The organism is Burkholderia sp. IDO3 (assembly GCF_003366075.1).
Taxonomy (GTDB): Bacteria; Pseudomonadota; Gammaproteobacteria; order Burkholderiales; family Burkholderiaceae; genus Burkholderia; species Burkholderia anthina.
Genome location: NZ_CP028962.1, coordinates 884290 through 906809 on the forward strand (window position 1 = coordinate 884290; position 22520 = coordinate 906809).

A 22520-nucleotide genomic window follows, 5' to 3' on the forward strand; every position below is an offset into this window, starting at 1 on the left:
TACTTCCATACCTTTGAGGCATGAAATGGAATTGCGCCAGCTCCGGTACTTCATCGCCGTCGCGGAGGAAATGAACATCACGCGGGCGGCGGAGCGGCTGCACATGACGCAGCCGCCGCTGAGCCGCCAGCTCCAGGCGATCGAGGACGAAGTCGGGTTGCCGCTGTTCGAGCGCGGCGCGCGGCCGCTGAAACTGACCGACGCGGGGCGCGTGTTCTATACGCAGGCGAAGCGCCTCGTCGACCAGGCCGACGAGCTCGGCCCGCTGACGCGCCGGCTCGCGCAGTTGTCGGAGCGGATCGTGATCGGCTTCGTGCCGTCGACGCTCTATGGCGCGCTGCCGGACGTGATTCGCGCGTTTCGCGAGGCGCAGCCGGCCGTCGAGCTGTCGCTGATCGAAATGTTCACGCTCGAACAGCTCGGCGCATTGAAGGGCGGGCGGATCGACGTCGGTTTCGGCCGTCTGCGCTTCGACGACGACCAGCTCGTGCGCGAGGCGCTGATCGAGGAAAAGCTGATCGCGGTGCTGCCGCTCGGCCATCCGCTCGCGGATCCGGACCGGCCGCTGACGCTCGCGGACATCGCGAACGAGACGCTGATCGTTTATCCGAGCACGCCGCGGCCAAGCTACGCGGACCAGCAGCTGTCCGCGCTGCGCGACGGCGGCCTCGTGCCGGCGGCCGTTCACGAGGTGCGCGAACTGCAGACGGCGCTCGGGCTCGTCGCCGCGCAGATGGGGGTATCGCTGGTGCCGGAAAGCGTGGAGGGGGTGCGCGTGAAGGGCGTCGTCTACCGGCGCCTGCCGGAACCCATGGCGACGTCGCCGATCATCATGAGCCGCCGGCTGCATGGCGAAAGCGCGGCAACCGCCGCGTTCTGCGCGATTGCGCGGGAGATGATCGCGCCGGCGGCGTGAAGCGCGTATCGACTTTCGTCGATTAATTGCAACTAACGGTCAAGTTTGGCGTCCACGGCCGAATCCGGATAGCGCGTCGCAAAACCATCAGCACTGGCGGCTCGGGTGACCAGCCGGCAAGCCGCGCGCAGGGCGGCGAGTCGATCCGCGCCTAGCGCTTCCCGTCGAGCGTCTCCGACGGCGACTCGCCGAATTTCTCCCGATACGCGAGCGCGAAGCGCCCGAGGTGCGTAAACCCGCAATCGAGCGCGATATCGGCGATGCGTCGATCGGACCCCGCCCCGCGCAGCAACTCGCGCGCGTGATCGAGCCGCGTTGCCCGCAGATATTGCATCGGGCTCATCCCGCGGAACTGCAGGAATGCATCCCGCAGCGTCCGTTCCGGCACGTTGGCGGCCTGGACGATATCGGCGAGCTGCAGCGGCTGCGCGTAGTGCGCGTTCACGAACTCCTGCGCGCGCCGCACGAAGCCCGGCGCCGGATCGCGTCGCCCGCGCAGCGCCGACGGCGGATGGCCTTCGATCAGCAGGTCGATCAGCAGGTGCTCGAGCTGCGACGCGACGCGCGGGTTCGCGTTCGCGCGTTCGAGCAGCTCCGGCGAGCGGGCGACGAGCATCAGTTGCTGGCGCCACGCGGCGAGCGCGGCGTCGCTGATATGCAGCACGGGGTCGAGCGTCGCGCGCGGGTTGCCGGTCAGCGAGCCGACAGTTGCCGCGTCGATGCGCAGCACGAACTGCTCGCAGTCGGCCGACAGCACCGCGTCGAAGCGCTCGCCGGGCGCGCACAGTACGCCGGTCTGCCCGTCGACGCCGAGCCGGCGCCCCATCGCGTGCACTTCCGCCTGCCCGGACAGGCAGAACATCAGCAGGTAATAGCCGTCGACGGCGTCGACCTGTACGCGCATGGCGTCGCCGAATGCGATGGTACCGATCCCGAGGCCGCCGAGCCGGACGAAATCCATGTGCGATGCGCCTTGCACGCGGCCGCTCGGCAGCAGCGCGTGCGGCTGCATCACGCGCGAGATCCGCTCGCGCGTCTCGTCGAGATCGCGGGATTCGAACAGCCGGTGCGCGCGCAGCGCATGCGGCTCGAACGACGTTGGGGACATGGGCATCGGCCTTGGTATGGACACGGGCGTCGATCCGGCGAATGGGCCGCGATCGTGTGTGGCGGCGCGCGTGCGTGTCGCCATGCTAGCGCAGAAATCCGCCGAAAGTGGATATTGCGCCGCCGCAATCGCACTTTCCGGATAGACGCGGAATATTAGCTTTTCAAAAATCGCCTCCATGCAATCAACGAAACGGAACCACAAGGAGTCCGACATGGAGCAGACAGAATCGCCCGTCGTATTCGCCGCGCGCGACGACGCGTCCGACGTGCGTTTTCCGCACGACGACGGCTCGCGCGTGCCGTACAAGGTGTTCAGTTCGCGCGCGGTCTACGATCGCGAGCAGGAGCGCATCTTCCGCGGCCCGACCTGGAACTTTGTCGCGCTGGAAGCGGAAATCCCGAACGCCGGCGACTTCAAGAGCACGTTCGTCGGCGACACGCCGGTGGTCGTCACGCGCACCGAGGACGGCACGCTGTCCGCCTGGGTGAACCGCTGCGCGCACCGCGGCGCGCAGGTGTGCCGCAAGTCGCGCGGCAACGCGAGTTCGCACACGTGCGTCTATCACCAGTGGAGCTTCGACAACCAGGGCAACCTGCTCGGCGTGCCGTTCCGGCGCGGCCAGAAGGGGATGACCGGGATGCCGGCCGACTTCGATCCGAAGCAGCACGGGCTGCGCAAGCTGCGCGTCGACAGCTATCGCGGGCTCGTGTTCGCGACCTTCAGCGACGACGTGATGCCGCTGCCCGACTATCTCGGCGAGCAGATGCGTCCGTGGATCGACCGCATTTTCCACAAGCCGATCGAATATCTCGGCTGCACGCGCCAGTATTCGAAGTCGAACTGGAAGCTGTACATGGAGAACGTGAAGGATCCGTATCACGCGAGCATGCTGCATCTGTTCCATACGACCTTCAACATCTTCCGCGTCGGGATGAAGGCGCGCTCGATTCCGGATGCGAACCACGGGCTGCACAGCATCATCACCGTGACCAAGACCGGCGACGACACGTCGGCCGCGTACAAGCAGCAGAACATCCGGTCGTTCGACGAGGGCTTCCATCTGGAAGACGAATCGATCCTCGATCTCGTGTCGGAATACGACGAAGACTGCACGAACCATATCCAGCCGATCTTCCCGCAGCTCGTGATTCAGCAGATCCACAACACGCTGGTCGCGCGTCAGATCCTGCCGAAGGGGCCGGACAATTTCGAGCTGATCTTCCACTTCTTCGGCTACGCGGACGACACGCCCGAGCTGCGCGCGCTGCGCATCAAGCAGGCGAACCTCGTCGGGCCGGCCGGCTATATCTCGATGGAGGACACGGAGGCGACCGAGCTCGTGCAGCGCGGCACCGTGCGCGACGCCGACGCGACGTCGGTGATCGAGATGTCGCGCGGCAATCCGGACCAGCAGGACACGGTGATCACTGAAAGCCTGATCCGCAAGTTCTGGGTCGGCTACCAGAAGCTGATGGGCTATTGAGGCGGAGCGCGGAATGATGGAAAACCTGACGGAAGACATGAAGACGTGGTTCGAGATTTACATGCTCCAGAACCGCTACATCGGCCATCTCGACAACGACCGGCTCGAACACTGGCCGGAGATGTTCACCGAGGACTGCACGTACGAGATCGTGCCGAAGGAGAACGCGGATCTCGGCCTGCCGGTCGGGATCGTCCACTGCACGAACCAGCGGATGCTGCGCGACCGCGTGGTGTCGCTGCGGCACGCGAACATCTTCGAGGAGCATACGTACCGGCACATGACGTCGGGCCTGACGATCGTCGCGGAGCGCGACGGCGAGATCGACACCGAGAGCAACTACGTGGTCGTGCAGACGCGCAGCAACGGCGAATCGAACGTGTACCAGGCCGGCAAGTATTACGACACGGTCGTGCGCACGCCCGACGGGCTGCGCTACAAGACCAAGCGCGTGATCTACGACACGTCGCGCGTGCAGACGCTGCTCGCCACCCCGATCTGACAGGCAAGGAACCGACATGACCGAAGCTACGCTCGCCGAATGGCATCCGCTGGGCACATTCGACGAATTCTCCGAAGACGAACCGGCGGCGCGCGTCGCCGGCCAGAAGCCGATCGCGGTGTTCCGGATCGGCGACGAACTGTTCGCGATGCACGACCTCTGCTCGCACGGTCACGCACGCCTGTCCGAAGGCTACGTGGAGGACGGCTGTGTCGAGTGCCCGCTGCATCAGGGGCTGATCGACATTCGCACCGGCGCGCCGAAATGCGCGCCGATCACCGAGCCGGTCCGGACCTATCCGATCCGGATCGTTGACGGACAGGTGGAAGTCAATGTCGGCTGATCCGTTCGTGATCGTCGGCGCGGGCCACGCGGCGCGCCGCACGGCCGAAGCGCTGCGCGCGCGCGACGCCGAAGCGCGCATCGTGATGATCGGCGCGGAACGCGAGCTGCCGTACGACCGGCCCGCGCTGTCGAAGGATGCGCTGCTCGGCGACGGCGGCGAGCAGCGCGCGTTCGTGCGTGACGCGGCGTGGTACGACGCCGAGCGCATCGAGTTGCGGCTCGGCACGCGCGTCGAGGCGATCGATCGCGCCGCACAGCGCGTACAACTCGACGACGGCGCGACGCTGCCGTATGCGCGGCTCGTGCTCGCGACGGGTTCGAGGGTGCGGGCGTTCGGCGGGCCGGTCGACGAAGGCGTCGCGCCGCATTACGTGCGTACCGTTGCCGACGCGCGTGCATTGCGTGTGCAGCTTGCCCCGGGGCGGCGCGTGGCGGTGCTCGGCGGCGGCTTCATCGGGCTCGAAGTGGCGGCTGCGGCGCGGCAGCGCGGTTGCGACGTGACGGTGATCGACCCGGCCGAGCGATTGCTGCAGCGGGCGTTGCCGGAAGTCGTCGGCGCATATGCGCGTCAGTTGCATGACGCGCGCGGCGTGAATTTTCAGCTGGCGACGCTGCCGCGTGCGATTCGTCGTGCGGCGGGCGGCGGTGCGACCGTCGAGACCGATCGCGGCGATGTGCAGGCGGACATCGTCGTGGTCGGTATCGGCGTCGTGCCCAACGTCGAACTCGCGCAGGCGGCCGGCCTCGACGTCGACAACGGGATTCGTGTCGACGCGGGCTGCCGCACGGCCGATCGCGCGATCTTCGCGGCGGGCGAGGTGACGATGCACTTCAATCCGCTGCTCGGCCGGCACGTGCGGATCGAGTCGTGGCAGGTCGCCGAAAACCAGCCTGCCGTCGCGGCCGCGAACCTGCTGGGTGCGGACGAAGCCTATGCGGAGCTGCCGTGGCTGTGGTCCGATCAGTACGACTGCAATCTGCAGATGCTCGGGCTGTTCGGCAGCGAACGGACGACCGTCGTGCGCGGCGATCCGGCGAGCGGGCCGTTCACGGTGTTCGGGCTCGGCGACGACGGGAAAATCGTGGCGGTTGCCGCGGCGAACCTGGGGCGCGACATCGGCGCATCGCGCCGGCTGATCGCGGCCGGGGCGGTGCCCGATCCGGTGAAGCTGGCGGATCCGGCGGTCAATCTGAAGACGTTTCTTTGAGGGGGCGCGCGAACGCGGCGCGTGCAGTCGCGTTCGCGCCGGTATCCGGCGGCGGATGAACGGGAGTCCGTTCCCGACAACCTTCCCGGCCTGCGCATCGCGTATGCGGGTTTGTCTCGGGTCGACGATCGGTGCATATTAGCGGCATTGCCGCTTCACCGGTCGCCCATGACGCCAGACAAAGCCCTCGAACTGAAACGAAGCAAGCGCCGCGCGCTGTGGCTGCTGCTCGCCGCCGTCGCGGTGTTCGTCACGACGATCCTGCTGCCGCGCGGCCCGTGGGTCGACGGTTTCAAGGCGGTGGCCGAGGCCGCGATGGTCGGCGCGCTCGCCGACTGGTTCGCGGTGGTCGCGCTGTTCCGCCGCGTGCCGATCCCGTTCGTGTCGCGCCACACCGAAATCATCCCGAAGAACAAGGACAAGATCGCCGACAATCTCGCGGTGTTCGTGCGCGAGAAATTCCTCGGCCCCGATGCGCTCGCCGCGCAGATCCGCCAGCACGATCCCGCCCGGAAGCTCGGTGCGTGGCTCGGCGAGCCGGCGAACACCGATGCGCTCGGCAGCTACGTGACGAAACTGACGAGCTTCGCGCTCGACATGACGGACGACGCGCGGATCCAGTCGTTCGTCCACGACGCGTTTCGCGCGGTGATCGACCGGGTCGACCTGTCGCAATCGGCCGGCGCGATCCTCGATACGCTGACGAAGGACGGCCGCCACCAGGCGCTGCTCGACGATGCGATCGAACAGGTGGTCGACGTGCTCGACAAGGAGGAGAACCGCGAGGTGATCGCGGGCTTCATCGTCGAATGGCTGAAGACGCAATATCCGAAGGTCGAGAAGATCATGCCGACGCAGTGGTTCGGCGAGAACGGCGCACGCATGCTGGCGAGCGCGGTGAGCCGCGTGCTCGAAGGCGTGGCCGACGATCCGGAGCACGAACTGCGGCAGCGCTTCGACCGCACCGTCGTGCGGCTGACGGAGCGGCTGAAGCATGATCCCGCGTTCATCGCGAAAGGCGACGAGATCAAGCGCTACATTCGCGACGGCGACGCGTTCAACGAGTATGTACGCGATCTGTGGGATCAGTTGCGCGCGTGGCTGAAGGCCGATCTCGCACGCCCCGATTCGGCGCTGCACCGGCAGGCCGCGACGCTCGGCGGCTGGCTCGGTGCGCGGCTCGCGGAAAGCCCGGCACTGCGCACATCGCTGAACGAGCACATCGAGAAGGCCGTGCACGAGATGGCGCCGGATTTCGCCGATTTCCTGATGCGTCACATCCGCGACACGGTGCGCAACTGGGATGCGCGCGAGATGTCGCGGCAGATCGAACTGAACATCGGCAAGGATCTGCAGTACATCCGCATCAACGGCACGCTGGTCGGCGGGCTGATCGGGCTCGGGCTGTATCTGGTGTCGCTGGTGCCGCGCTGGGCGGGCGGATGGCTGCATTGACGCGGCCGCGGGCATTGCGCCGGTGGGGCGCCGCCGCGTGCGGCCGGCTCACGCGTGCGCCTTGGTGCCGTGCAGTTGCAGGCCGAGTGCCTTGATGACCTTCAGGATCGTGCCGAAGCTCGGATTGCCGTCGTGCGACAGCGCCTTGTACAGCCCTTCGCGCGACAGGCCCGCGTCGCGCGCGACCTGCGACATGCCGCGGGCACGGGCGATCACGCCGAGCGCATGCGCGATGAAGGCCGGGTCGTCGCCGGCTTCCCGCAGACAGGCATCGAAGTATTCGGCCATGTCGTCGTCGGTTTTCAGGTGTTCGGCCGAATCCCACGGCCGGGTCTTGATCTTGTCCATCGGTCACTCCAGGTCGAGCCGCGCGAGCATCGCGTGCGCGGCGCGGATATCCGCCTGTTGCGTCGACTTGGCGCCGCCGCAGAGCAGGATCACCCATATCGTTCCGCGCCGCACGTAGTAGACGCGATAGCCGGGCCCGTGGTCGATACGCATTTCGACGATGGGCGAGCCGGCGGATTTCCAGTCGCCGGGATTGCCCATCGACAGGCGGTCGATGGGCGCCTGGATGCGGCGCCTGGCGACACGGTCGGGCAGGCCGGCGAACCACGCGTCGAAGACGTCGGTGGTCCGGATGCTGAATGTTGGGGCACTGTAGGGCATGGATCGCAGTATGTCAACCATGGTTCACATATCGGGTGATGGGACTTGCCGCTACAGTAGGGCCGCACGCGTCGTTTGACGTCGAAATGGCCATCGGGCCGACCTTTCCCGGTCCCCGGACCCGGCCATCCGGTCGAGGCCGGAATTTCCCGAATCCGTCTACAATCAAAAACGTCTTTGCTGCCCGTGCTTGTCGCGCGGGCGGATCCGTTTGTCCTCCGTCTCCCGGAGGTGCTGTCGCGCGTTGCCAATCCTGCTTCGCGCGGCGTGTCGTGCCGTGGTCTGTGTCCAGCAGGTAAAGCGTCCGCGTGCCGTAGGCCGGCGCGCGTTCTGAACGCCGCGCGTCCGTAAGCCGGGCAGGCGGCATCAACCGAGGTCCCCCATGAAAGCATCGGATTTGTTCGTGAAGGCGCTGGAAGCCGAAGGCGTCGAGTATGTGTTCGGCATTCCCGGCGAGGAAAACCTCGATCTGCTCGAATCGCTGCGGCGATCGAAGATCAAGCTCGTGCTGACCCGGCACGAGCAGGCGGCCGGGTTCATGGCCGCCACCTACGGCCGCCTGACGGGCCGCACCGGCGTATGTCTCGCCACGCTCGGGCCGGGCGCGACCAACTTCGTGACGGCCGCCGCGTATGCGCAGCTCGGCGGCATGCCGATGCTGATGATCACCGGGCAGAAACCGATCAAGTCGAGCAAGCAGGGCCACTTCCAGATCGTCGACGTCGTCGACATGATGCAGCCGCTCACGAAGTTCACGCGGCAGATCGTGTCGATCGGCAACATCCCGTCGGCGGTGCGCGAGGCGTTCCGCCGCGCGGAGGAGGAGCGCCCGGGCGCCGCGCACCTCGAGTTGCCGGAAGACATCGCGCACGAGGAAGGCGATGGCAAGCCGATCCCGCGCAGCTACAGCCGGCGGCCGGTGGCCGAGGAGAAGGCGGTCGCGCATGCGATCGACGCGATCCAGGCCGCGCGCCATCCGCTGTTGATGATCGGCGCGGGCGCCAACCGCAAGACCACCTGCAAGATGTTGCTCGAATTCGTCGACAAGACGGGCATCCCGTTCTTCACGACGCAGATGGGCAAGGGCGTGATCGACGAAACGCACCCGCTGTGGCTCGGCAATGCGACGCTGTCCGACGGCGACTTCGTGCACCGCGCGATCGAGCATGCGGACTGCATCATCAACGTCGGCCACGACGTGATCGAGAAGCCGCCGTTCTTCATGCGCGCGGACGACAAGACCGTGATCCACGTGAACTTCCTCGGCGCGCAGGTCGATCCGGTCTACTTCCCGCAGATCGAGGTGGTCGGCGACATCGCGAACGCGGTGTGGCAGATGAAGGAAGCGGTCACACCGCAGCCGCACTGGGATTTCGAACGCTTCGCGATGATCAAGGCGCATTTCGACGCGCACCTGCAGAAGGGCCAGCACGACCCGCGCTTCCCGATGTATCCGGTGCGGATCGTCAACGATCTGTACACCGCGCTGCCGGTCGACGGGATCGTCTGTCTCGACAACGGGATGTACAAGATCTGGTTCGCGCGTTACTGGCGGGCGCACGAACCGAACTCGCTGCTGCTCGACAACGCGTTGGCATCGATGGGCGCGGGCCTGCCGTCAGCGATCGCGACGAAGATCGTGCATCCGCAGCGCAAGGTGATCGCGGTGTGCGGCGACGGCGGCTTCATGATGAATTCGCAGGAACTCGAGACGGCCGTGCGGCTGAAGCTCGACATCGTCGTGATGATCCTGCGCGACGATGCGTTCGGGATGATTCGCTGGAAGCAGGAAAACATGAATTTCCCCGATTTCGCGATGACGCTGAAGAACCCCGATTTCGTGTCGTATGCGCAGAGCTATGGCGCGCACGGGCATCGCGTCGAATCGGCCGACGATCTCGAGCCGCTGCTGCGCGACTGCTTCGCGACGCCGGGCGTGCACGTGATCGACGTGCCGATCGACTATTCGGACAACGAGCGCGTGCTCAACCGCGAAATCAAGCGCCTGTCGGCGCAACTCTGAATCCGCAGTTCACCGGAAGGAGCGTTCCATGCTGAAGGATACCTATCCGTACTATCTGGCCAACGAAGCGGTCTACGCGAACACGGATCTCGACGTGACCGACAAGTTCAGCGGCAAGGTCGCGACGCGCGTCGCGCTGGCCGACGCGAAGGCGATCGATGCGGCCATCGGCGCGGCGGTGGCGGCCGAGAAGCCGATGCGCGAGTTGCCGGCCTACAGGCGGCAGGCGGTGCTCGACCATTGCGTCGCGCGCTTTCGCGAGCGTTTCGATGAACTGGCCGAAGCGCTGTGCATCGAGGCCGGCAAGCCGATCAACGATTCGAAGGGCGAAGTCACGCGGCTGATCGACACGTTTCGCGTCGCGTCCGAGGAGTCGGTGCGCATCGACGGCGAAGTGATCAACCTCGAGATCTCGGCGCGCGCGCAAGGCTACACCGGCTATACGCGGCGCGTGCCGATCGGCCCGTGCTCGTTCATCTCGCCGTTCAACTTCCCGTTGAATCTCGCCGCGCACAAGGTCGCGCCGGCGCTGGCCGCCGGCTGTCCGTTCGTGCTGAAGCCCGCGAGCCGCACGCCGATCGGCGCGCTGATCATCGGCGAAGTGCTCGCGGAAACCGATTTGCCGAAGGGCGCGTTCTCGGTGCTGCCCGCGCATCGCGACGGCGCGGATCTGTTCACGACCGACGAGCGCTTCAAGCTGCTGTCGTTTACCGGCTCGCCGGCCGTGGGCTGGGCGCTGAAGGAGAAGGCCGGCAAGAAGAAAGTCGTGCTGGAACTCGGCGGCAACGCGGCGGCGATCGTCGACGCGGATCAGCGCGACCAGCTCGATTACGTGGTCGATCGTCTCGCGTTCGGCGCGTATTACCAGTCCGGCCAGAGCTGCATCGGCGTGCAGCGGATCCTCGTGCATGCGGACCTGTACGACGCGCTGCGCGACAAGCTGATCGCGAAGACGCGTTCGCTGAAGATGGGGGACCCGAAGGATCCGTCGACGTTCGTCGGCCCGATGATCTCGGAATCCGAATCGCGCCGGCTGTCGGGCTGGATGGACGCGGCCGTCGCGGCAGGCGCGAGGATCGTCGCGGGCGGCAAGGTCGACGGCGCGATGTTCGAGGCGACGCTGCTGGAAAACGTGGGCCGCGAGCAGGACCTGTACCGCAAGGAGGCGTTCGGCCCGGTTGCGATCCTCGAGAAGTTCGACCGCTTCGACGATGCGCTCGCGCGCGTGAACGACAGCGATTTCGGGCTGCAGGCCGGCGTGTTCACCGATTCGCTCGCGCATGCGCAGCGCGCGTGGGACGAGCTGGAGGTGGGCGGCGTGGTGATCAACGACGTGCCGTCGTTCCGCGTCGACAACATGCCGTATGGCGGCGTGAAGGATTCGGGGCTCGGCCGCGAAGGGATCCGCTACGCGATCGAGGACATGACCGAGCCGCGGCTGATGGTCGTGCGGCGCCGCTAGCGCGTTTACGGGCGGCGCGCTGCCACGGCGGCACGCGGGCGGGCGATCGTGCGGGCCTGCGTGCCGCTTTTCATTTCGGCGTGCGAATCCGGGCACGACGGTCGTTTGCCGCGCACCGTCGGGCGACACCGCGTGCCGCGTGTGCCGAACGCGCTCGACTGCATGCATCGCATCGTGATGTAATCGCGCGAAATGGCCGTCGGGGTACGACACCCGAAGGCGTGCGTATTCATTCTTCACGAGGTCGATTCATGTCCCCCGTCTCGGCATTCAAGCTGGTTCTGTTGTCATTCCTCGCGATCGTCGCGCTCGAATGCATCGCCAAGCGGCTGCGGCTGCCGCCCGCGGCCGCGTTGCTGATTGGCGGCATCGGCATCGCGTTCATTCCCGGCCTGCCGCCGATCAATCTCGATCCCGATCTCGTGCTGCTGGTGTTTCTGCCGCCGCTGCTGATGGACGGCGCGTATTTCTCGGTATGGGAGGAGTTCAAGCGCAACGTCGGCGGCATCCTGATGCTCGCGATCGGCGCGGTGGTGTTCACGACGTTCGCGGTCGGCTTCGCCGTGCACTGGGTCGTGCCGTCGCTGCCGTGGGCCGCGTGCTTCGCGCTCGGCGCGATCGTGTCGCCACCCGACGCGGTGGCCGCGAAGGCGGTGCTCGAACGCGTCGCGCTGCCGCGCCGGCTGATGGTGCTGCTCGAAGGCGAGAGCCTGCTGAACGACGCGGCCGGCCTCGTGCTGTTCCGCTTCGCGGTCGCCGCCGCGCTGACGGGCGCGTTCAGCCTCGAGCATGCGGTCGTGCGCTTCGCGGAACTCGGGCTCGGCGGTGTCGTGGTCGGCTTCCTGGTCGGCAAGCTCGTCGTGTGGTTCCTGAAGCTGCTCGACGACGACTATCTGGTGGTCACCGTCGCGGTGATCGCCGGCTGGATCGCGTACATCGCGGGCGAGATGGTCGAGGTGTCGGGCGTGATCGCGACGGTCACGGCCGGCATGATCGTCGGCTGGCATCAGCACGAGGTGTTCTCGGCGGCCGTGCGCACGCGCGGCACCGCGTTCTGGCAAGTCATCGTGTTCCTGCTCGAGGCGCTGGTGTTCGTGCTGATCGGGCTGTCGCTGCGCGGCGCGATACACCGGCTCGGCGGTTTCGAGCAGGTGCTCGCCACGATGGTGCCGCCGGTGCTCGCGGTGCTGGCGGCGGTGGTCGTGTCGCGCTTCGTGTGGATCTATGCGGTCGAAGTGCTGAAGGTGCCGGTGCGCGGAATCGTCCGGCGTGGTTTCGCGCCCGACTGGAAGGCCGCGACCATCATGAGCTGGGCTGGGATGCGCGGGGTCGTGACGCTGGCGATCGCGCTGTCGTTGCCGGAGGCGATGCCGGGCCGCGACGTGATCCTGGTCGCGTCGTTCGCGGTGATCCTCGTCACGGTGTTGCTGCAGGGCACGACCATCGGTCCGCTGATCCGGCTGCTGCGGCTGCCGCAGCACGAAGCGCGCGCCGCGCACCACTTGACCGAGCCGCAGGCATGGGCACATATCGAGGCGGCGCAGCTCGCGGCGATCCAGCCGCTGGTGCGCGACGAGAGCGGCAAGGTGATTCACCCGCGCCTGCTGGAGCAATACACCTATCGCGCGGAGCTGACCGAGCGGACGAAGAACGAGCCGGCCTATCCGGCGGAGGTGCGCATCGCGCACTACGACGTCGTGCTGGCCGCGATCAAGGCCGGGCGCACGGAACTGTTGCACCTGCATCGTTCGGGCCGCATCCACGACGAGATGCTGCACATGCTCGAGCGCGATCTCGATCTGCAGGAAGTCTCCGCGCAGCACGCGCGCGGCTGACGGCCGACCGCGCGGCGGCGGGGCGTTGGCGCATCGCCCGCCACCCGCCACCCGCCACCCGGCGTCCGGCGTCCGGCGTCGGTGTCGGTGTCGGCGTCGCGGCCCACCGCCGTGGCGTCATGCCCCCCTCATTTCCCCGATTCGGCACGTCCAGATCCGGCCCCGATACGGCCGGCGTACCGGCCTTGCGGCGTATGCAAACCTCGCGGCACCGCCCGCGCAAACGTTCCCGTCTTTCGAATCCGGAAATGATCTGATTTATCTGAATCCCGCTCTTTCACTATATTTGGCAAAACTAAACCGGAAGGAGATAGATGCTGTGTTCTAATTTCATTTAGAATCAGCCGGTTATCTTTATTGAGAGAAAGCACGCGGAGGTAATGCGACCGTCGACGGGGAAAAATCGGCGTTCGAATCCCCGTGAGGCAATGCCGACAGGCCAGATCGGCAACAACGGGTGAATTGCTCAGCCGCCAAATTAAGATGGCGCCCAAGTCAGATAAACAACTCCTATGAAAGAATCAATTGGAGATTTGGCGTTTGAAACGGTATTTATGAAAGAATCGAGCGGTGAAAATGCGCCGGATTGTCTTGAATCGGGGCTGTCGGTCCTGCTCGTCGACGATCAGCCGTTCGTCGGCGAGGTAATCCGGCGCGCGCTGCGCAGCGAGCACGATATCGACCTGCATGTGTGCACCGATGCGCACAGGGCGATGGCGGTCGCGCGCGACGTGAAGCCGACGGTGATCCTGCAGGATCTCGTGATGCCGGAAATCGACGGCCTCGATCTCGTTCGCGCGTGGCGCGCCCACGCCGATACCGCGCGCGTGCCGATCATCGTGCTGTCGGCGAAGGAGGAGCCGATCGTCAAGCGCGAGGCGTTCATCGCCGGTGCGAACGACTATCTCGTGAAGCTGCCGGACGCGATGGAGCTGACCGCGCGAATCCGCTATCACTCGAATTCGTACCTGATGTCGCGACAGCGCGACGAGGCACTGGATTTCCTGTCGCACGACATGCGTTCCCCGCAGACGTCGATCCTCGCGCTGCTCGAGGTCTACCGGAGCGAGCACGGCGACATGCCGGCGATCATGGAGCGCATTGCCGGCCACGCACGCCGGGCGCTCGCACTCGCCGACGGCTTCATCCACCTGACCCGCGCGCAGTCGGAGCGCCGCGCGCACGAGGTCGTGAGTCTCAACGAAATCGTGCTCGACGCCGTCGACCAGTTGTGGGAGAAGGCGGCCGGATTCGGCAGCCGCGTCGTCGCGCACGTGCCCGACACCGCGTGCGTGACGATGGGCGACCGCATGATGCTCACGCGTGCGGTCGCGAACCTGATCGACAACGGACTGAAATACGGTCCGGCCGGCACCGTCGTGCACTGCACGCTGAGCGACGACGGCGGTGCATGGCTGATCGGCGTCGAGGACGCCGGCGCCGGCATTGCGCCCGAGCAGCGCACGGCCGCGACCGAGTCGTTCGTGCGGCTCGAATCCGCGCACGGCGCGGCGCGCAGCGGCTTCGGCCTCGGCCTGGCGTTCGTCCGCGCGACGGCGGCGCGGCATCGCGGCCAGATCCTGATGCGCAATTCGCCGCGCGGTTTCATGGTCGGGCTTCGACTGCCGGCGCAGGCGGAGCGGTAATATCGCGGCGCGGCCTGCCGGCGCCGCATCGTCCGCTGGCCCAGATGCGCTCGTGGCGCGCCGTTCGGCGCGCGGGCGGGCGCGAATTTTTTTCAACGCTGATTCTAGAAAGCCCATAACGAACATGGCCACCGTGACGCCCCGCGCAACCAATGAAAGCCTGCACCCGACGATCGGCGCTGCCCGGCTGACGCTCGGCAACCGCATCCTGCTCAGCTTCGGCGTGCTGTTCGTGCTGATGCTGGTGACCGCCGGCGTGTCCTACGAGCGCCTGCGCGCGATCAACAGCGAAGCCGTCAGCATCGAACGCGATTCGCTGCCCGGCGTCTATCTCGCGGCGTCGCTGCGCGCGTCGGTCAACGAGTCGTTCTCGCTGCTGCAGCAGGCGACGTTCGTCGATACCGACCCCGACACCGTCCAGCACAATCTCGCGAAGATCGCCGATTCGCTGAAGGACATCGAATCGCTGTCGGTCGACTACCAGAACACGGCGTTTCGCGACGAGGACCGGCAGCGTTTCGCGACGTTCCGCGGCGCGTACGACCGCTACGTGCCGCTGCTGAACGATGCGATCCAGAAGACCCGCACGTCGCACGAGGAAGCCACCGCCGCCTACGCGAAGGCGGCGCCGGTCTGGACCGAGGTCGTGCGCAACGCGAACACGCTCGTGCAGGAAAACCGCAAGTTCGCCGACAACTCCGCGAAGGTGATTCGCCAGTCGGTGCAGGACACCGAGGTCGTGCTCGCGCTTGCGCTGGGCATCGTGCTGCTGTCCGCGCTCGGGCTCGGCTACGGGCTGTTTCGCGCGGTGACCGTGCCGATGGCGCGGCTCGTCGAAGTGCACGACGTGATGCGCACCGGCAACCTGACGCGTCGCCTGGACCTGCGCCGGCACGACGAATTCGGCACGCTCGAGACGGGCTTCAACCGGATGGCCGACGAATTGACCGAGCTCGTCGCCCGCGCGCAGCAGTCGTCGCTGCAGGTGACGACGTCGGTGGCCGAAATCGCGGCGACGTCGCGCGAGCAGCAGGCGACCGCGAATGAAACCGCGGCGACGACCACCGAGATCGGCGCGACGTCCCGCGAGATCTTCGCGACGTCGCGCGACCTGCTGCGCACGATGAACGAGGTGGCCGGCGTGGCCGAACAGTCGGCGACGCTCGCGGGCGTGAGCCAGAGCGGGCTCACGCGGATGGGCGAGACGATGCGCAGCGTGATGGACGCGGCCGGCTCGGTGAACGCGAAACTCGCGATCCTCAACGAGAAGGCGCTGAACATCAACCAGGTCGTCGCGACCATCACCAAGGTGGCCGACCAGACCAACCTGCTGTCGCTGAACGCGGCGATCGAGGCCGAGAAGGCCGGCGAATACGGCCGCGGCTTCGCGGTCGTCGCGACCGAGATCCGCCGCCTGGCCGACCAGACGGCCGTGGCGACCTACGACATCGAGCAGACGGTGAAGGAGATCCAGTCGGCGGTGTCGGCGGGCGTGATGGGGATGGACAAGTTCTCCGAGGAAGTGCGCCGCGGGATGCTCGACGTGCAGCAGGTCGGCGGGCAACTGTCGCAGATCATCGCCGAGGTGCAGACGCTCGCGCCGCGCTTCCAGATGGTCAACGAAGGGATGCAGACGCAGGCGAACGGTGCCGAGCAGATCACGCAGGCGCTGTCGCAACTGTCCGAAGCCGCGCAGCAGACGGCCGAATCGCTGCGCCAGTCGTCGCAGGCGATCGACGACCTGACGCTCGTCGCGAACCAGCTGCGCACCAGCGTGTCGCGCTTCAAGGTCGACGCGTGACGCGCGCCGAGCCGCACGGCGGCGTGCACGCGCTGTTCCTGATGTTCGAGCTCGACGGCGAGCGCTATGCGCTGGACGCGGCCGACATCGAAGAGGTGCTGCCGCTCGCGGCCACCAAGGCCGTGCCGGGCGCGCCCGAATGGATCGCCGGGCTGCTGATGCGCAGCGGCCAGCCGGTGCCCGTGATCGACGTGCCGATGCTGGCGCTCGGGCGGCGCGCGCATGCGCTGCGTTCGACGCGGCTCGTGATGGTTCGCTATCTCGCCGGGCCCGCCGGGCGCGGGCGCGTGATCGGCCTGATCGTCGAGCACGCGACGCAGACCCTGCGGATCGATCGCACGACGTTCCAGGCGAGCGGCGTATCGACTGCGCGCACGCGCTGGCTCGGGCGGGTCGCGAACACGCCCGACGGCATCGTGCAGCAGGTGGCGGTGGCCGACCTGATCGACGACGTTGCACGCCTGTATCTGTTCGACGGCCAGCCGGGCCATGAAGGGGAGTCCGCATGAAAGCGTCCGAATCGCGATTTCGCGGCTGGCTGTTGCGCGAGACCGGCATCGACCCCGATTCGCTCGGCAACGATTTCCTGAGCCGTGCGCTGACCGAGCGCGTGCATGCGCTGCAGGGCGACAGCGAGCGGCTGCCGTCGGCGGCGCGGCCGCCCGTGACCGCGGACGCGCTCGACGCGTACTGGCAGCAGCTCAACGCTTCGGCCGACGAGCGGCGCGCGCTGATCGAACTGTTCGTCGTGCCGGAGACGTGGTTCTTCCGCGACCGCGAGGCCTTCGCGACGCTCGTGCGGCTCGCCGCCGAGCGGCTTGCGGCCACGCCCGGGCGCGTGATCCGCGTGCTGAGCGCGCCGTGCTCGAGCGGCGAAGAGCCGTATTCGGCGGCGATGGCGCTGCTCGACGCGGGGCTCGATCCGGCCAGCTTCACGATCGACGCGATCGACCTGAGTGCCCGCGCGATCGAACAGGCGCGGCTCGGCTGCTACGGACGCAATGCGTTTCGCGGCACGGCGACCGAGTTTCGCGCCCGGCACTTCACGCAGGCCGCGGACGGCTGGCTGCTCGACGAGCGCGTGCGCGCATGCGTGCAGTTTCGCCAGGCCAACCTGGTCGAACCGGGCGCCGACACGGGCATTCGCTACGATTTCGTGTTCTGCCGCAACGTATTGATCTATTTCGATCGCGACGTGCAGGATCGCGTGATCGGTTCGCTCGAAAGCTGCCTCACCGACGACGGAACCTTGTTCGTCGGTCCGGCCGAGACGGGCGTCGCGATGCGGCACGGAATGCGCTCGGCACGCGTGCCGCTGGCGTTCGCGTTTCATCGCGCGCGCACCGGTGCGGTGGCGGACGGATACGCGGCCCGGCATGCGGCTCCGGTGCCCGCGGTTGCGCCGTACCGGCGCGCGGAGCGCTTCACGGTGGCGCCGGCGGCCGCCGCGCGTCCGATGCTGGCCGTCGTGCCGCCGACATGGATCGGTGCCGCGCAGCAACCGGTCGCGGGGCTCGCGGCGGCCGAGCGCCCGATAGCGGTCGAGCCGCATTCCGATGTCGGCGCTGAAATACGGGCCGACATGCGCGGCGAGCTGCTCGACGCGGCCGCGCCGGTTGCCGATAACGTCGCGCCGACGCTCGAGGAGGCACAGGCGCTCGCGAACGCAGGGGCGTTCGACGAGGCCGAGCGCGTGCTCGCGCTGTTTTCGGCGCGGGTGGGGCCGCACGCCGATGCGTTCTACCTGAACGGGCTGATCGCGGATGCACGCGGGCGTGCAGCGGAAGCCGGCGACTTCTACCGGAAGGCGCTGTACCTGCGGCCCACGCACCACGAAGCGCTGACGCATCTTGCGACCTTGCTCGATGTCGGCGGCGATGGCGCCGGCGCGCAATGGCTGCTCGAGCGTGCGCGGCGCTCGGCCGGATAAGAGACTATGAGAATACGGGTTGGGAGCCGAGATCGGGATGACCGAGGAAAGAATGAACAGCGACGCCGTTGTCACTGACGGCACGACGATCGGCGTCGACGATTGCTGGAACCGGATCGGCACGCGCGGCGACCGTTCGTGCGAGCGGCTGGCCGACTGTCTGCGCTGCCTGAACTGTCCGGTCTACGCGTATCACGCGGCGAAACTGCTCGAGCGTCCGCTCGGCGCGGCCGAGATGGCCGACGCCACGCGCCGGATGAGCGCGTTCGACGCGACCCGCGCGCACGGCGACGACGATACGCGCCAGGCGGCGCTGGCGTTTCGCGTCGCCGACGAATGGCTCGCGCTGCCGATCGGCGTGTTGCGCGAGATCGCCGGCACGCGTCCGGTCCATTCGCTGCCGCATCGTCGGCACTCGGCCGTGCGCGGCGTGGTCAACATTCGCGGCACGCTGCGCATCGCGATCTCGATCGGCGCGCTGCTCGGCCTCGATGCGGGCGAGGGCGGCAAGGACGCCACCGGCGACGCGGACGGCCGCTTCACGCGTCTGCTGGTCGTCGCGCACCAGGGCGAGCCGGTGGTGTTTCCGGTCGACGAAGTCGAGGGCGTGCTGCACTTCGGCGCATCCGAATGGGTACCCGTGCCGGCGACGGTCGGGCGCGCGAGCGCCGGCCTGTCGCGCGGCGTGCTGTCGTGGCGCGGCAAGTCGGTGGGCCTGCTCGACGACGATCGTCTGTTCGACGCCGTGACCCGGAGCATGCGATGAGCGGCGATGACGATCTGAGCCACCTGTCGCTGCTCGAGCTGTATCGCGAGGAGACGCGCACGCAGACCCAGGCGCTGTCCGAGCGTCTGCTCGCGCTCGAATCGGGCGAGCCCGACTCCGTCGCGCTGGAGGCATGCATGCGCGCCGCGCATTCGCTGAAGGGCGCGGCGCGCATCGTCGGCGTGCCGCTCGGCGTCGACATCGCGGGACGCATGGAGGAATGCTTCGTCGCCGCGCAGGCCGGCACGATCGCGCTGACGGCCGCGCACGTCGACGTGCTGCTGGCCGGCGTCGATCTGCTGGTGCGTGTCGCCGATCCTCATGCGCCGATCGTGTCGTCGGCCGAGATCGAGGCGTTCGCGCTGGCGCTCACTGGCGCGGACGGCGTGCAGGCGATGCCGGCATCGACGTTCGCGCAGCCGCCGGCGCCGCCGTCCGTCGTGCCGCTGCGCGAGCACGACGGCGCCGCGAACGAACCGGTGGGCGCGGGGGCCGAGGTGCCGCCGCTGGCCGTATCGGCGGCCGTGCCGGATTCGGTCCAGGCTGGCCGTGCGGCCGGCGCGGGCGCGATGCGTCGCGTGCGGGCCGATACGCTGAACCGGCTGCTGAGCCTGTCCGGCGAATCGCTCGTCGAATCGCGCTGGCTCAAGCCGTTCGCCGAATCGATGCTGCGCGTGAAGCGCGCGCAGCGCGACGCGGCCCGTTCGCTCGATCTGGTGTACGAACAGTTTGCCGATGAGCTCGGCGCGGGCGTGCTCGCGTCGGTGAACGAAGTGCGGCACATGCTCAACGACCTGCAGCGTGCGCTGGCCGAGCGGATGGACGAATTCGACCGCTTCGAGCGACGCAGCACGCACATCGCCGAGCAGCTGTACGACGAGGCGCTGCAGTGCCGGATGCGGCCGTTCGGCGACGCGACGCGCGCGTATCCGCGCATCGTCCGTGATCTCGCGCGCTCGCTCGGCAAGCAGGTGCGCTTCTCGATCGTCGGCGAAGGCACGCAGGTCGACCGCGACATTCTCGACCTGCTCGATGCGCCGCTCGGCCACCTGCTGCGCAACGCGCTCGACCACGGCGTCGAGTCGCCGGATGCGCGGCGCGCGCGCGGCAAGCCGGCCGAGGCGAGCGTGACGCTCGAAGCGCGTCACAGCGCCGGTTCGCTGCTCGTCAGCGTGATCGACGACGGCCCGGGTGTCGACATGGACGCGCTGCGCGCGGCCGTCGTCCGCCAGCGCCTGACCGACGACGAGACGGCTGCGCGATTGTCCGATCCCGAACTGCTCGAATTCCTGCTGCTGCCGGGCTTCTCGATGCGCGACGCGGTGACCGACGTGTCCGGGCGCGGTGTCGGCCTCGACGCGGTGCAGGAGATGGCGCGCGGCGTGCGCGGCGCGGTGCGCATCTTCAACGAGCCCGGTGCGGGCATGCGTTTCGTGCTGCAGCTGCCGCTCACGCTGTCGGTGATCCGCAGCCTGCTGGTCGAGGTCGGCGGCGAGCCGTATGCGTTTCCGCTGGCCCACGTGCGGCGCACGCTCGAACTCGCGCACGAAGACATCGACGTGCTCGAAGGCCAGCCGCATTTTCCGTTCGACGGCCGGCGCGCGGGCCTCGTTTCCGCGCATCAGCTGCTCGATGCGGGCGAACCCGATGTCACGCGCACCAGCACGGCGGTGGTGGTGGTCGGCGGCGAACCCGAGTTGTACGGCGTCGCGGTCGACCGCTTCCTCGGCGAGCGGATGCTCGTCGTGCAGCCGCTCGACAGCCGCCTGCACAAGATCCAGAACATTGCGGCCGGCGCGCTGCTCGAGAACGGCGACCCGGTGCTGATCGTCGATGTCGAGGACCTGATCCGCTCGGTCGACAAGCTCGTGCGCGGCGGGCAGCTCGCGAAGCTCATGCGCGATCCGCAATTCGCGCTCGCCGACCGGCGCCGCCGCGTGCTCGTCGTCGACGATTCGCTGACGGTGCGCGAGCTCGAACGCAAGCTGCTGGAGAAGCGCGGCTACGACGTGACCGTCGCGGTCGACGGGATGGACGGCTGGAACGCGGTGCGCAGCGACGCGTTCGATCTGGTCGTGACCGACGTCGACATGCCGCGCATGGACGGGATCGAGCTCGTCACGCTGATCAAGGGCGATCCGATGCTCACGCGCGTACCGGTGATGATCGTGTCGTACAAGGATCGCGACGAGGATCGCCGGCGCGGGCTCGATGCCGGCGCCGACTACTATCTCGCGAAGAGCAGTTTCCACGACGAGGCGCTGCTCGATGCGGTGCACGACCTGATCGGGGATGCGCGCGGATGAACATCGGTATCGTCAACGATCTGCCGCTTGCCGTCGAGGCGCTGCGCCGCGTGATCGCGCTGCGCACCGATCACCGGGTGCTGTGGGTGGCGACCGATGGCGACGAGGCGGTGGATTTCTGCGTCGCGCATCCGCCCGATCTCGTGCTGATGGACCTCGTGATGCCGAAGCTCGACGGCGTGGCCGCGACGCGGCAGATCATGGCGCGCGCGCCGTGCGCGATCCTGATCGTGACGGCGAGCGTCAGTGCGAACACGTCGTCGGTCTACGAGGCGATGGGCGCCGGCGCGCTCGATGCGGTCGACACGCCGACGCTCGCGCTCGGCCTGCCGTCGGATGGGGCGCGGCAGCCGCTGCTCGCGAAGATCGACCAGATCGGCCGGCTGCTCGAAAGCCGCACGGCCACGCTCGTGCCGCCGGGGCCAGCGCCCGCGCGCGGCCAGCCGACGCTCATCGCGATCGGTGCGTCGGCGGGCGGCCCGACCGCGCTCACCGCGCTGTTGCGCGCGCTGCCGGCCGATTTTCCGGCCGCGCTCGTGATCGTGCAGCACGTCGACCAGGCATTCGCGCTCGGCATGGCGGACTGGCTCGACGGCTATACGCGGCTGCCCGTGCGTATCGCGCGGCAGGGTAGCGTGCCGCAGGCGGGCGAGGTGCTGCTCGCGGCGACCAACGATCACCTGTGCCTGTCGCCGCGCGGCGTGCTCGGCTATACGCGGCACCCGGCCGAAACGCCGTACCGGCCGTCGATCGACGTGTTCTTCAACAGCGTCGCCGATGGCTGGCAGGGCGATGCGCTCGGCGTGCTGCTGACGGGAATGGGGCGCGACGGCGCACTCGGGCTGAAGGCGATGCGCGCGAAGGGCTGCTACACGATCGCGCAGGACGAGGCGACGAGCGCCGTCTACGGGATGCCGAAGGCGGCCGCGGCCATCGGCGCGGCGTCGGCGATCCTGCCGCTCGACCGGATCGGGCCCCAGCTGATCTCGCGCGTGACGCGCATGCCGCGCGACTGACGGCGCGCCGGGGCCGCGCGTGGGCCGGCGTGCGAGGCGGCCGAAC

The 22520-nt window shown here is 67.9% G+C and carries 19 protein-coding genes; 16 read left to right on the top strand and 3 right to left on the bottom strand.

Annotation, left to right across the window (positions count from 1 at the left end; translation table 11 throughout):
* Positions 1-25 precede the first annotated feature (25 nt).
* A complete protein-coding gene (locus DCN14_RS04115) occupies positions 26-916 on the top strand; it encodes a LysR family transcriptional regulator (RefSeq protein WP_096505606.1) in 891 nt (296 codons plus the stop codon).
* Positions 917-1067: 151 nt separating this feature from the next.
* Here DCN14_RS04115 and andR read toward each other — a convergent pair whose 3' ends face one another.
* Entirely contained in the window at positions 1068-2024 is a 957-nt protein-coding gene (gene andR / locus DCN14_RS04120) for an anthranilate 1,2-dioxygenase regulatory protein AndR (RefSeq protein ID WP_096505604.1), read from the bottom strand.
* 214 nt (positions 2025-2238) lie between these two features.
* Between andR and andAc the strand changes: the two genes are divergently transcribed.
* The 5 genes from andAc to DCN14_RS04145 all read left to right on the top strand — a co-directional run bounded on the left by andAc (position 2239) and on the right by DCN14_RS04145 (position 7020).
* Positions 2239-3510 (top strand): anthranilate 1,2-dioxygenase large subunit AndAc, encoded by a 1272-nt coding sequence (gene andAc / locus DCN14_RS04125; protein ID WP_096505602.1) that lies wholly within the window; start codon positions 2239-2241, stop codon positions 3508-3510.
* A 13-nt stretch (positions 3511-3523) separates the two neighbouring features.
* The gene (gene andAd / locus DCN14_RS04130; protein WP_059601577.1) at positions 3524-4012 is read left to right on the top strand and encodes an anthranilate 1,2-dioxygenase small subunit AndAd; all 489 of its coding nucleotides are present in this window, start codon (positions 3524-3526) and stop codon (positions 4010-4012) included.
* A gap of 16 nt (positions 4013-4028) precedes the next feature.
* Positions 4029-4355: an anthranilate 1,2-dioxygenase ferredoxin subunit AndAb gene (gene andAb / locus DCN14_RS04135; RefSeq protein WP_044847551.1), complete on the top strand. Its 327-nt coding sequence runs from the start codon at positions 4029-4031 to the stop codon at positions 4353-4355.
* Positions 4345-5565 (top strand): anthranilate 1,2-dioxygenase system ferredoxin--NAD(+) reductase, encoded by a 1221-nt coding sequence (gene andAa, locus DCN14_RS04140; RefSeq protein WP_096505600.1) that lies wholly within the window; start codon positions 4345-4347, stop codon positions 5563-5565. Before andAb ends, andAa begins: the two co-directional genes overlap by 11 nt.
* A gap of 168 nt (positions 5566-5733) precedes the next feature.
* Positions 5734-7020: a DUF445 domain-containing protein gene (locus tag DCN14_RS04145; protein ID WP_096505598.1), complete on the top strand. Its 1287-nt coding sequence runs from the start codon at positions 5734-5736 to the stop codon at positions 7018-7020.
* Positions 7021-7068: 48 nt separating this feature from the next.
* Here the strand turns inward: DCN14_RS04145 and DCN14_RS04150 are convergent, their stop codons facing one another.
* Positions 7069-7368 carry an addiction module antidote protein gene (locus DCN14_RS04150; RefSeq protein WP_096505596.1) on the bottom strand — a complete coding sequence of 100 codons (300 nt, stop codon included), beginning with the start codon at positions 7366-7368 and terminating at the stop codon, positions 7069-7071.
* 3 nt (positions 7369-7371) lie between these two features.
* A complete protein-coding gene (locus tag DCN14_RS04155; RefSeq protein WP_346265271.1) occupies positions 7372-7689 on the bottom strand; it encodes a type II toxin-antitoxin system RelE/ParE family toxin in 318 nt (105 codons plus the stop codon).
* Between the two features lie 382 nt (positions 7690-8071).
* Between DCN14_RS04155 and DCN14_RS04165 the strand changes: the two genes are divergently transcribed.
* The 10 genes from DCN14_RS04165 (at position 8072) to DCN14_RS04220 (ending at position 22474) form a co-directional block, all read left to right on the top strand.
* Positions 8072-9712 (top strand): acetolactate synthase large subunit, encoded by a 1641-nt coding sequence (locus DCN14_RS04165; protein WP_096505592.1) that lies wholly within the window; start codon positions 8072-8074, stop codon positions 9710-9712.
* Between the two features lie 28 nt (positions 9713-9740).
* Positions 9741-11174: an aldehyde dehydrogenase family protein gene (locus DCN14_RS04170; RefSeq protein ID WP_096505590.1), complete on the top strand. Its 1434-nt coding sequence runs from the start codon at positions 9741-9743 to the stop codon at positions 11172-11174.
* Between the two features lie 251 nt (positions 11175-11425).
* Positions 11426-13009 carry a Na+/H+ antiporter gene (locus tag DCN14_RS04180; RefSeq protein ID WP_096505588.1) on the top strand — a complete coding sequence of 528 codons (1584 nt, stop codon included), beginning with the start codon at positions 11426-11428 and terminating at the stop codon, positions 13007-13009.
* A gap of 512 nt (positions 13010-13521) precedes the next feature.
* Positions 13522-14655: a hybrid sensor histidine kinase/response regulator gene (locus DCN14_RS04185; protein WP_096505586.1), complete on the top strand. Its 1134-nt coding sequence runs from the start codon at positions 13522-13524 to the stop codon at positions 14653-14655.
* Positions 14656-14779: 124 nt separating this feature from the next.
* Positions 14780-16456 carry a methyl-accepting chemotaxis protein gene (locus tag DCN14_RS04195; protein ID WP_096505584.1) on the top strand — a complete coding sequence of 559 codons (1677 nt, stop codon included), beginning with the start codon at positions 14780-14782 and terminating at the stop codon, positions 16454-16456.
* Positions 16453-16965 carry a chemotaxis protein CheW gene (locus DCN14_RS04200; RefSeq protein WP_096505582.1) on the top strand — a complete coding sequence of 171 codons (513 nt, stop codon included), beginning with the start codon at positions 16453-16455 and terminating at the stop codon, positions 16963-16965. Before DCN14_RS04195 ends, DCN14_RS04200 begins: the two co-directional genes overlap by 4 nt.
* On the top strand, positions 16962-18386 hold the full coding sequence (locus DCN14_RS04205) for a protein-glutamate O-methyltransferase CheR (RefSeq protein ID WP_096505580.1): 1425 nt from the start codon (positions 16962-16964) through the stop codon (positions 18384-18386). The genes DCN14_RS04200 and DCN14_RS04205 overlap by 4 nt, the downstream gene beginning before the upstream one ends.
* A 52-nt stretch (positions 18387-18438) precedes the next feature.
* The gene (locus DCN14_RS04210) at positions 18439-19152 is read left to right on the top strand and encodes a chemotaxis protein CheW (RefSeq protein ID WP_096505578.1); all 714 of its coding nucleotides are present in this window, start codon (positions 18439-18441) and stop codon (positions 19150-19152) included.
* The gene (locus tag DCN14_RS04215; protein ID WP_096505576.1) at positions 19149-21458 is read left to right on the top strand and encodes a hybrid sensor histidine kinase/response regulator; all 2310 of its coding nucleotides are present in this window, start codon (positions 19149-19151) and stop codon (positions 21456-21458) included. The genes DCN14_RS04210 and DCN14_RS04215 overlap by 4 nt, the downstream gene beginning before the upstream one ends.
* Complete coding sequence (locus DCN14_RS04220) at positions 21455-22474, top strand: chemotaxis response regulator protein-glutamate methylesterase (RefSeq protein ID WP_096505575.1); 1020 nt, start codon at positions 21455-21457, stop codon at positions 22472-22474. The genes DCN14_RS04215 and DCN14_RS04220 overlap by 4 nt, the downstream gene beginning before the upstream one ends.
* Positions 22475-22520 lie beyond the last annotated feature (46 nt).

What these genes read in the sequence shown, in the direction of transcription:
- DCN14_RS04115 (WP_096505606.1), top strand. Translation starts at nt 26, where the DNA reads ATGGAATTGCGCCAGCTCCGGTACTTCATCGCCGTCGCGGAGGAAATG.
- andR (WP_096505604.1), bottom strand. Translation starts at nt 2,024, where the DNA reads ATGTCCCCAACGTCGTTCGAGCCGCATGCGCTGCGCGCGCACCGGCTG.
- andAc (WP_096505602.1), top strand. Translation starts at nt 2,239, where the DNA reads ATGGAGCAGACAGAATCGCCCGTCGTATTCGCCGCGCGCGACGACGCG.
- andAd (WP_059601577.1), top strand. Translation starts at nt 3,524, where the DNA reads ATGATGGAAAACCTGACGGAAGACATGAAGACGTGGTTCGAGATTTAC.
- andAb (WP_044847551.1), top strand. Translation starts at nt 4,029, where the DNA reads ATGACCGAAGCTACGCTCGCCGAATGGCATCCGCTGGGCACATTCGAC.
- andAa (WP_096505600.1), top strand. Translation starts at nt 4,345, where the DNA reads ATGTCGGCTGATCCGTTCGTGATCGTCGGCGCGGGCCACGCGGCGCGC.
- DCN14_RS04145 (WP_096505598.1), top strand. Translation starts at nt 5,734, where the DNA reads ATGACGCCAGACAAAGCCCTCGAACTGAAACGAAGCAAGCGCCGCGCG.
- DCN14_RS04150 (WP_096505596.1), bottom strand. Translation starts at nt 7,368, where the DNA reads ATGGACAAGATCAAGACCCGGCCGTGGGATTCGGCCGAACACCTGAAA.
- DCN14_RS04155 (WP_346265271.1), bottom strand. Translation starts at nt 7,689, where the DNA reads ATGCCCTACAGTGCCCCAACATTCAGCATCCGGACCACCGACGTCTTC.
- DCN14_RS04165 (WP_096505592.1), top strand. Translation starts at nt 8,072, where the DNA reads ATGAAAGCATCGGATTTGTTCGTGAAGGCGCTGGAAGCCGAAGGCGTC.
- DCN14_RS04170 (WP_096505590.1), top strand. Translation starts at nt 9,741, where the DNA reads ATGCTGAAGGATACCTATCCGTACTATCTGGCCAACGAAGCGGTCTAC.
- DCN14_RS04180 (WP_096505588.1), top strand. Translation starts at nt 11,426, where the DNA reads ATGTCCCCCGTCTCGGCATTCAAGCTGGTTCTGTTGTCATTCCTCGCG.
- DCN14_RS04185 (WP_096505586.1), top strand. Translation starts at nt 13,522, where the DNA reads ATGAAAGAATCAATTGGAGATTTGGCGTTTGAAACGGTATTTATGAAA.
- DCN14_RS04195 (WP_096505584.1), top strand. Translation starts at nt 14,780, where the DNA reads ATGGCCACCGTGACGCCCCGCGCAACCAATGAAAGCCTGCACCCGACG.
- DCN14_RS04205 (WP_096505580.1), top strand. Translation starts at nt 16,962, where the DNA reads ATGAAAGCGTCCGAATCGCGATTTCGCGGCTGGCTGTTGCGCGAGACC.
- DCN14_RS04210 (WP_096505578.1), top strand. Translation starts at nt 18,439, where the DNA reads ATGAACAGCGACGCCGTTGTCACTGACGGCACGACGATCGGCGTCGAC.
- DCN14_RS04215 (WP_096505576.1), top strand. Translation starts at nt 19,149, where the DNA reads ATGAGCGGCGATGACGATCTGAGCCACCTGTCGCTGCTCGAGCTGTAT.
- DCN14_RS04220 (WP_096505575.1), top strand. Translation starts at nt 21,455, where the DNA reads ATGAACATCGGTATCGTCAACGATCTGCCGCTTGCCGTCGAGGCGCTG.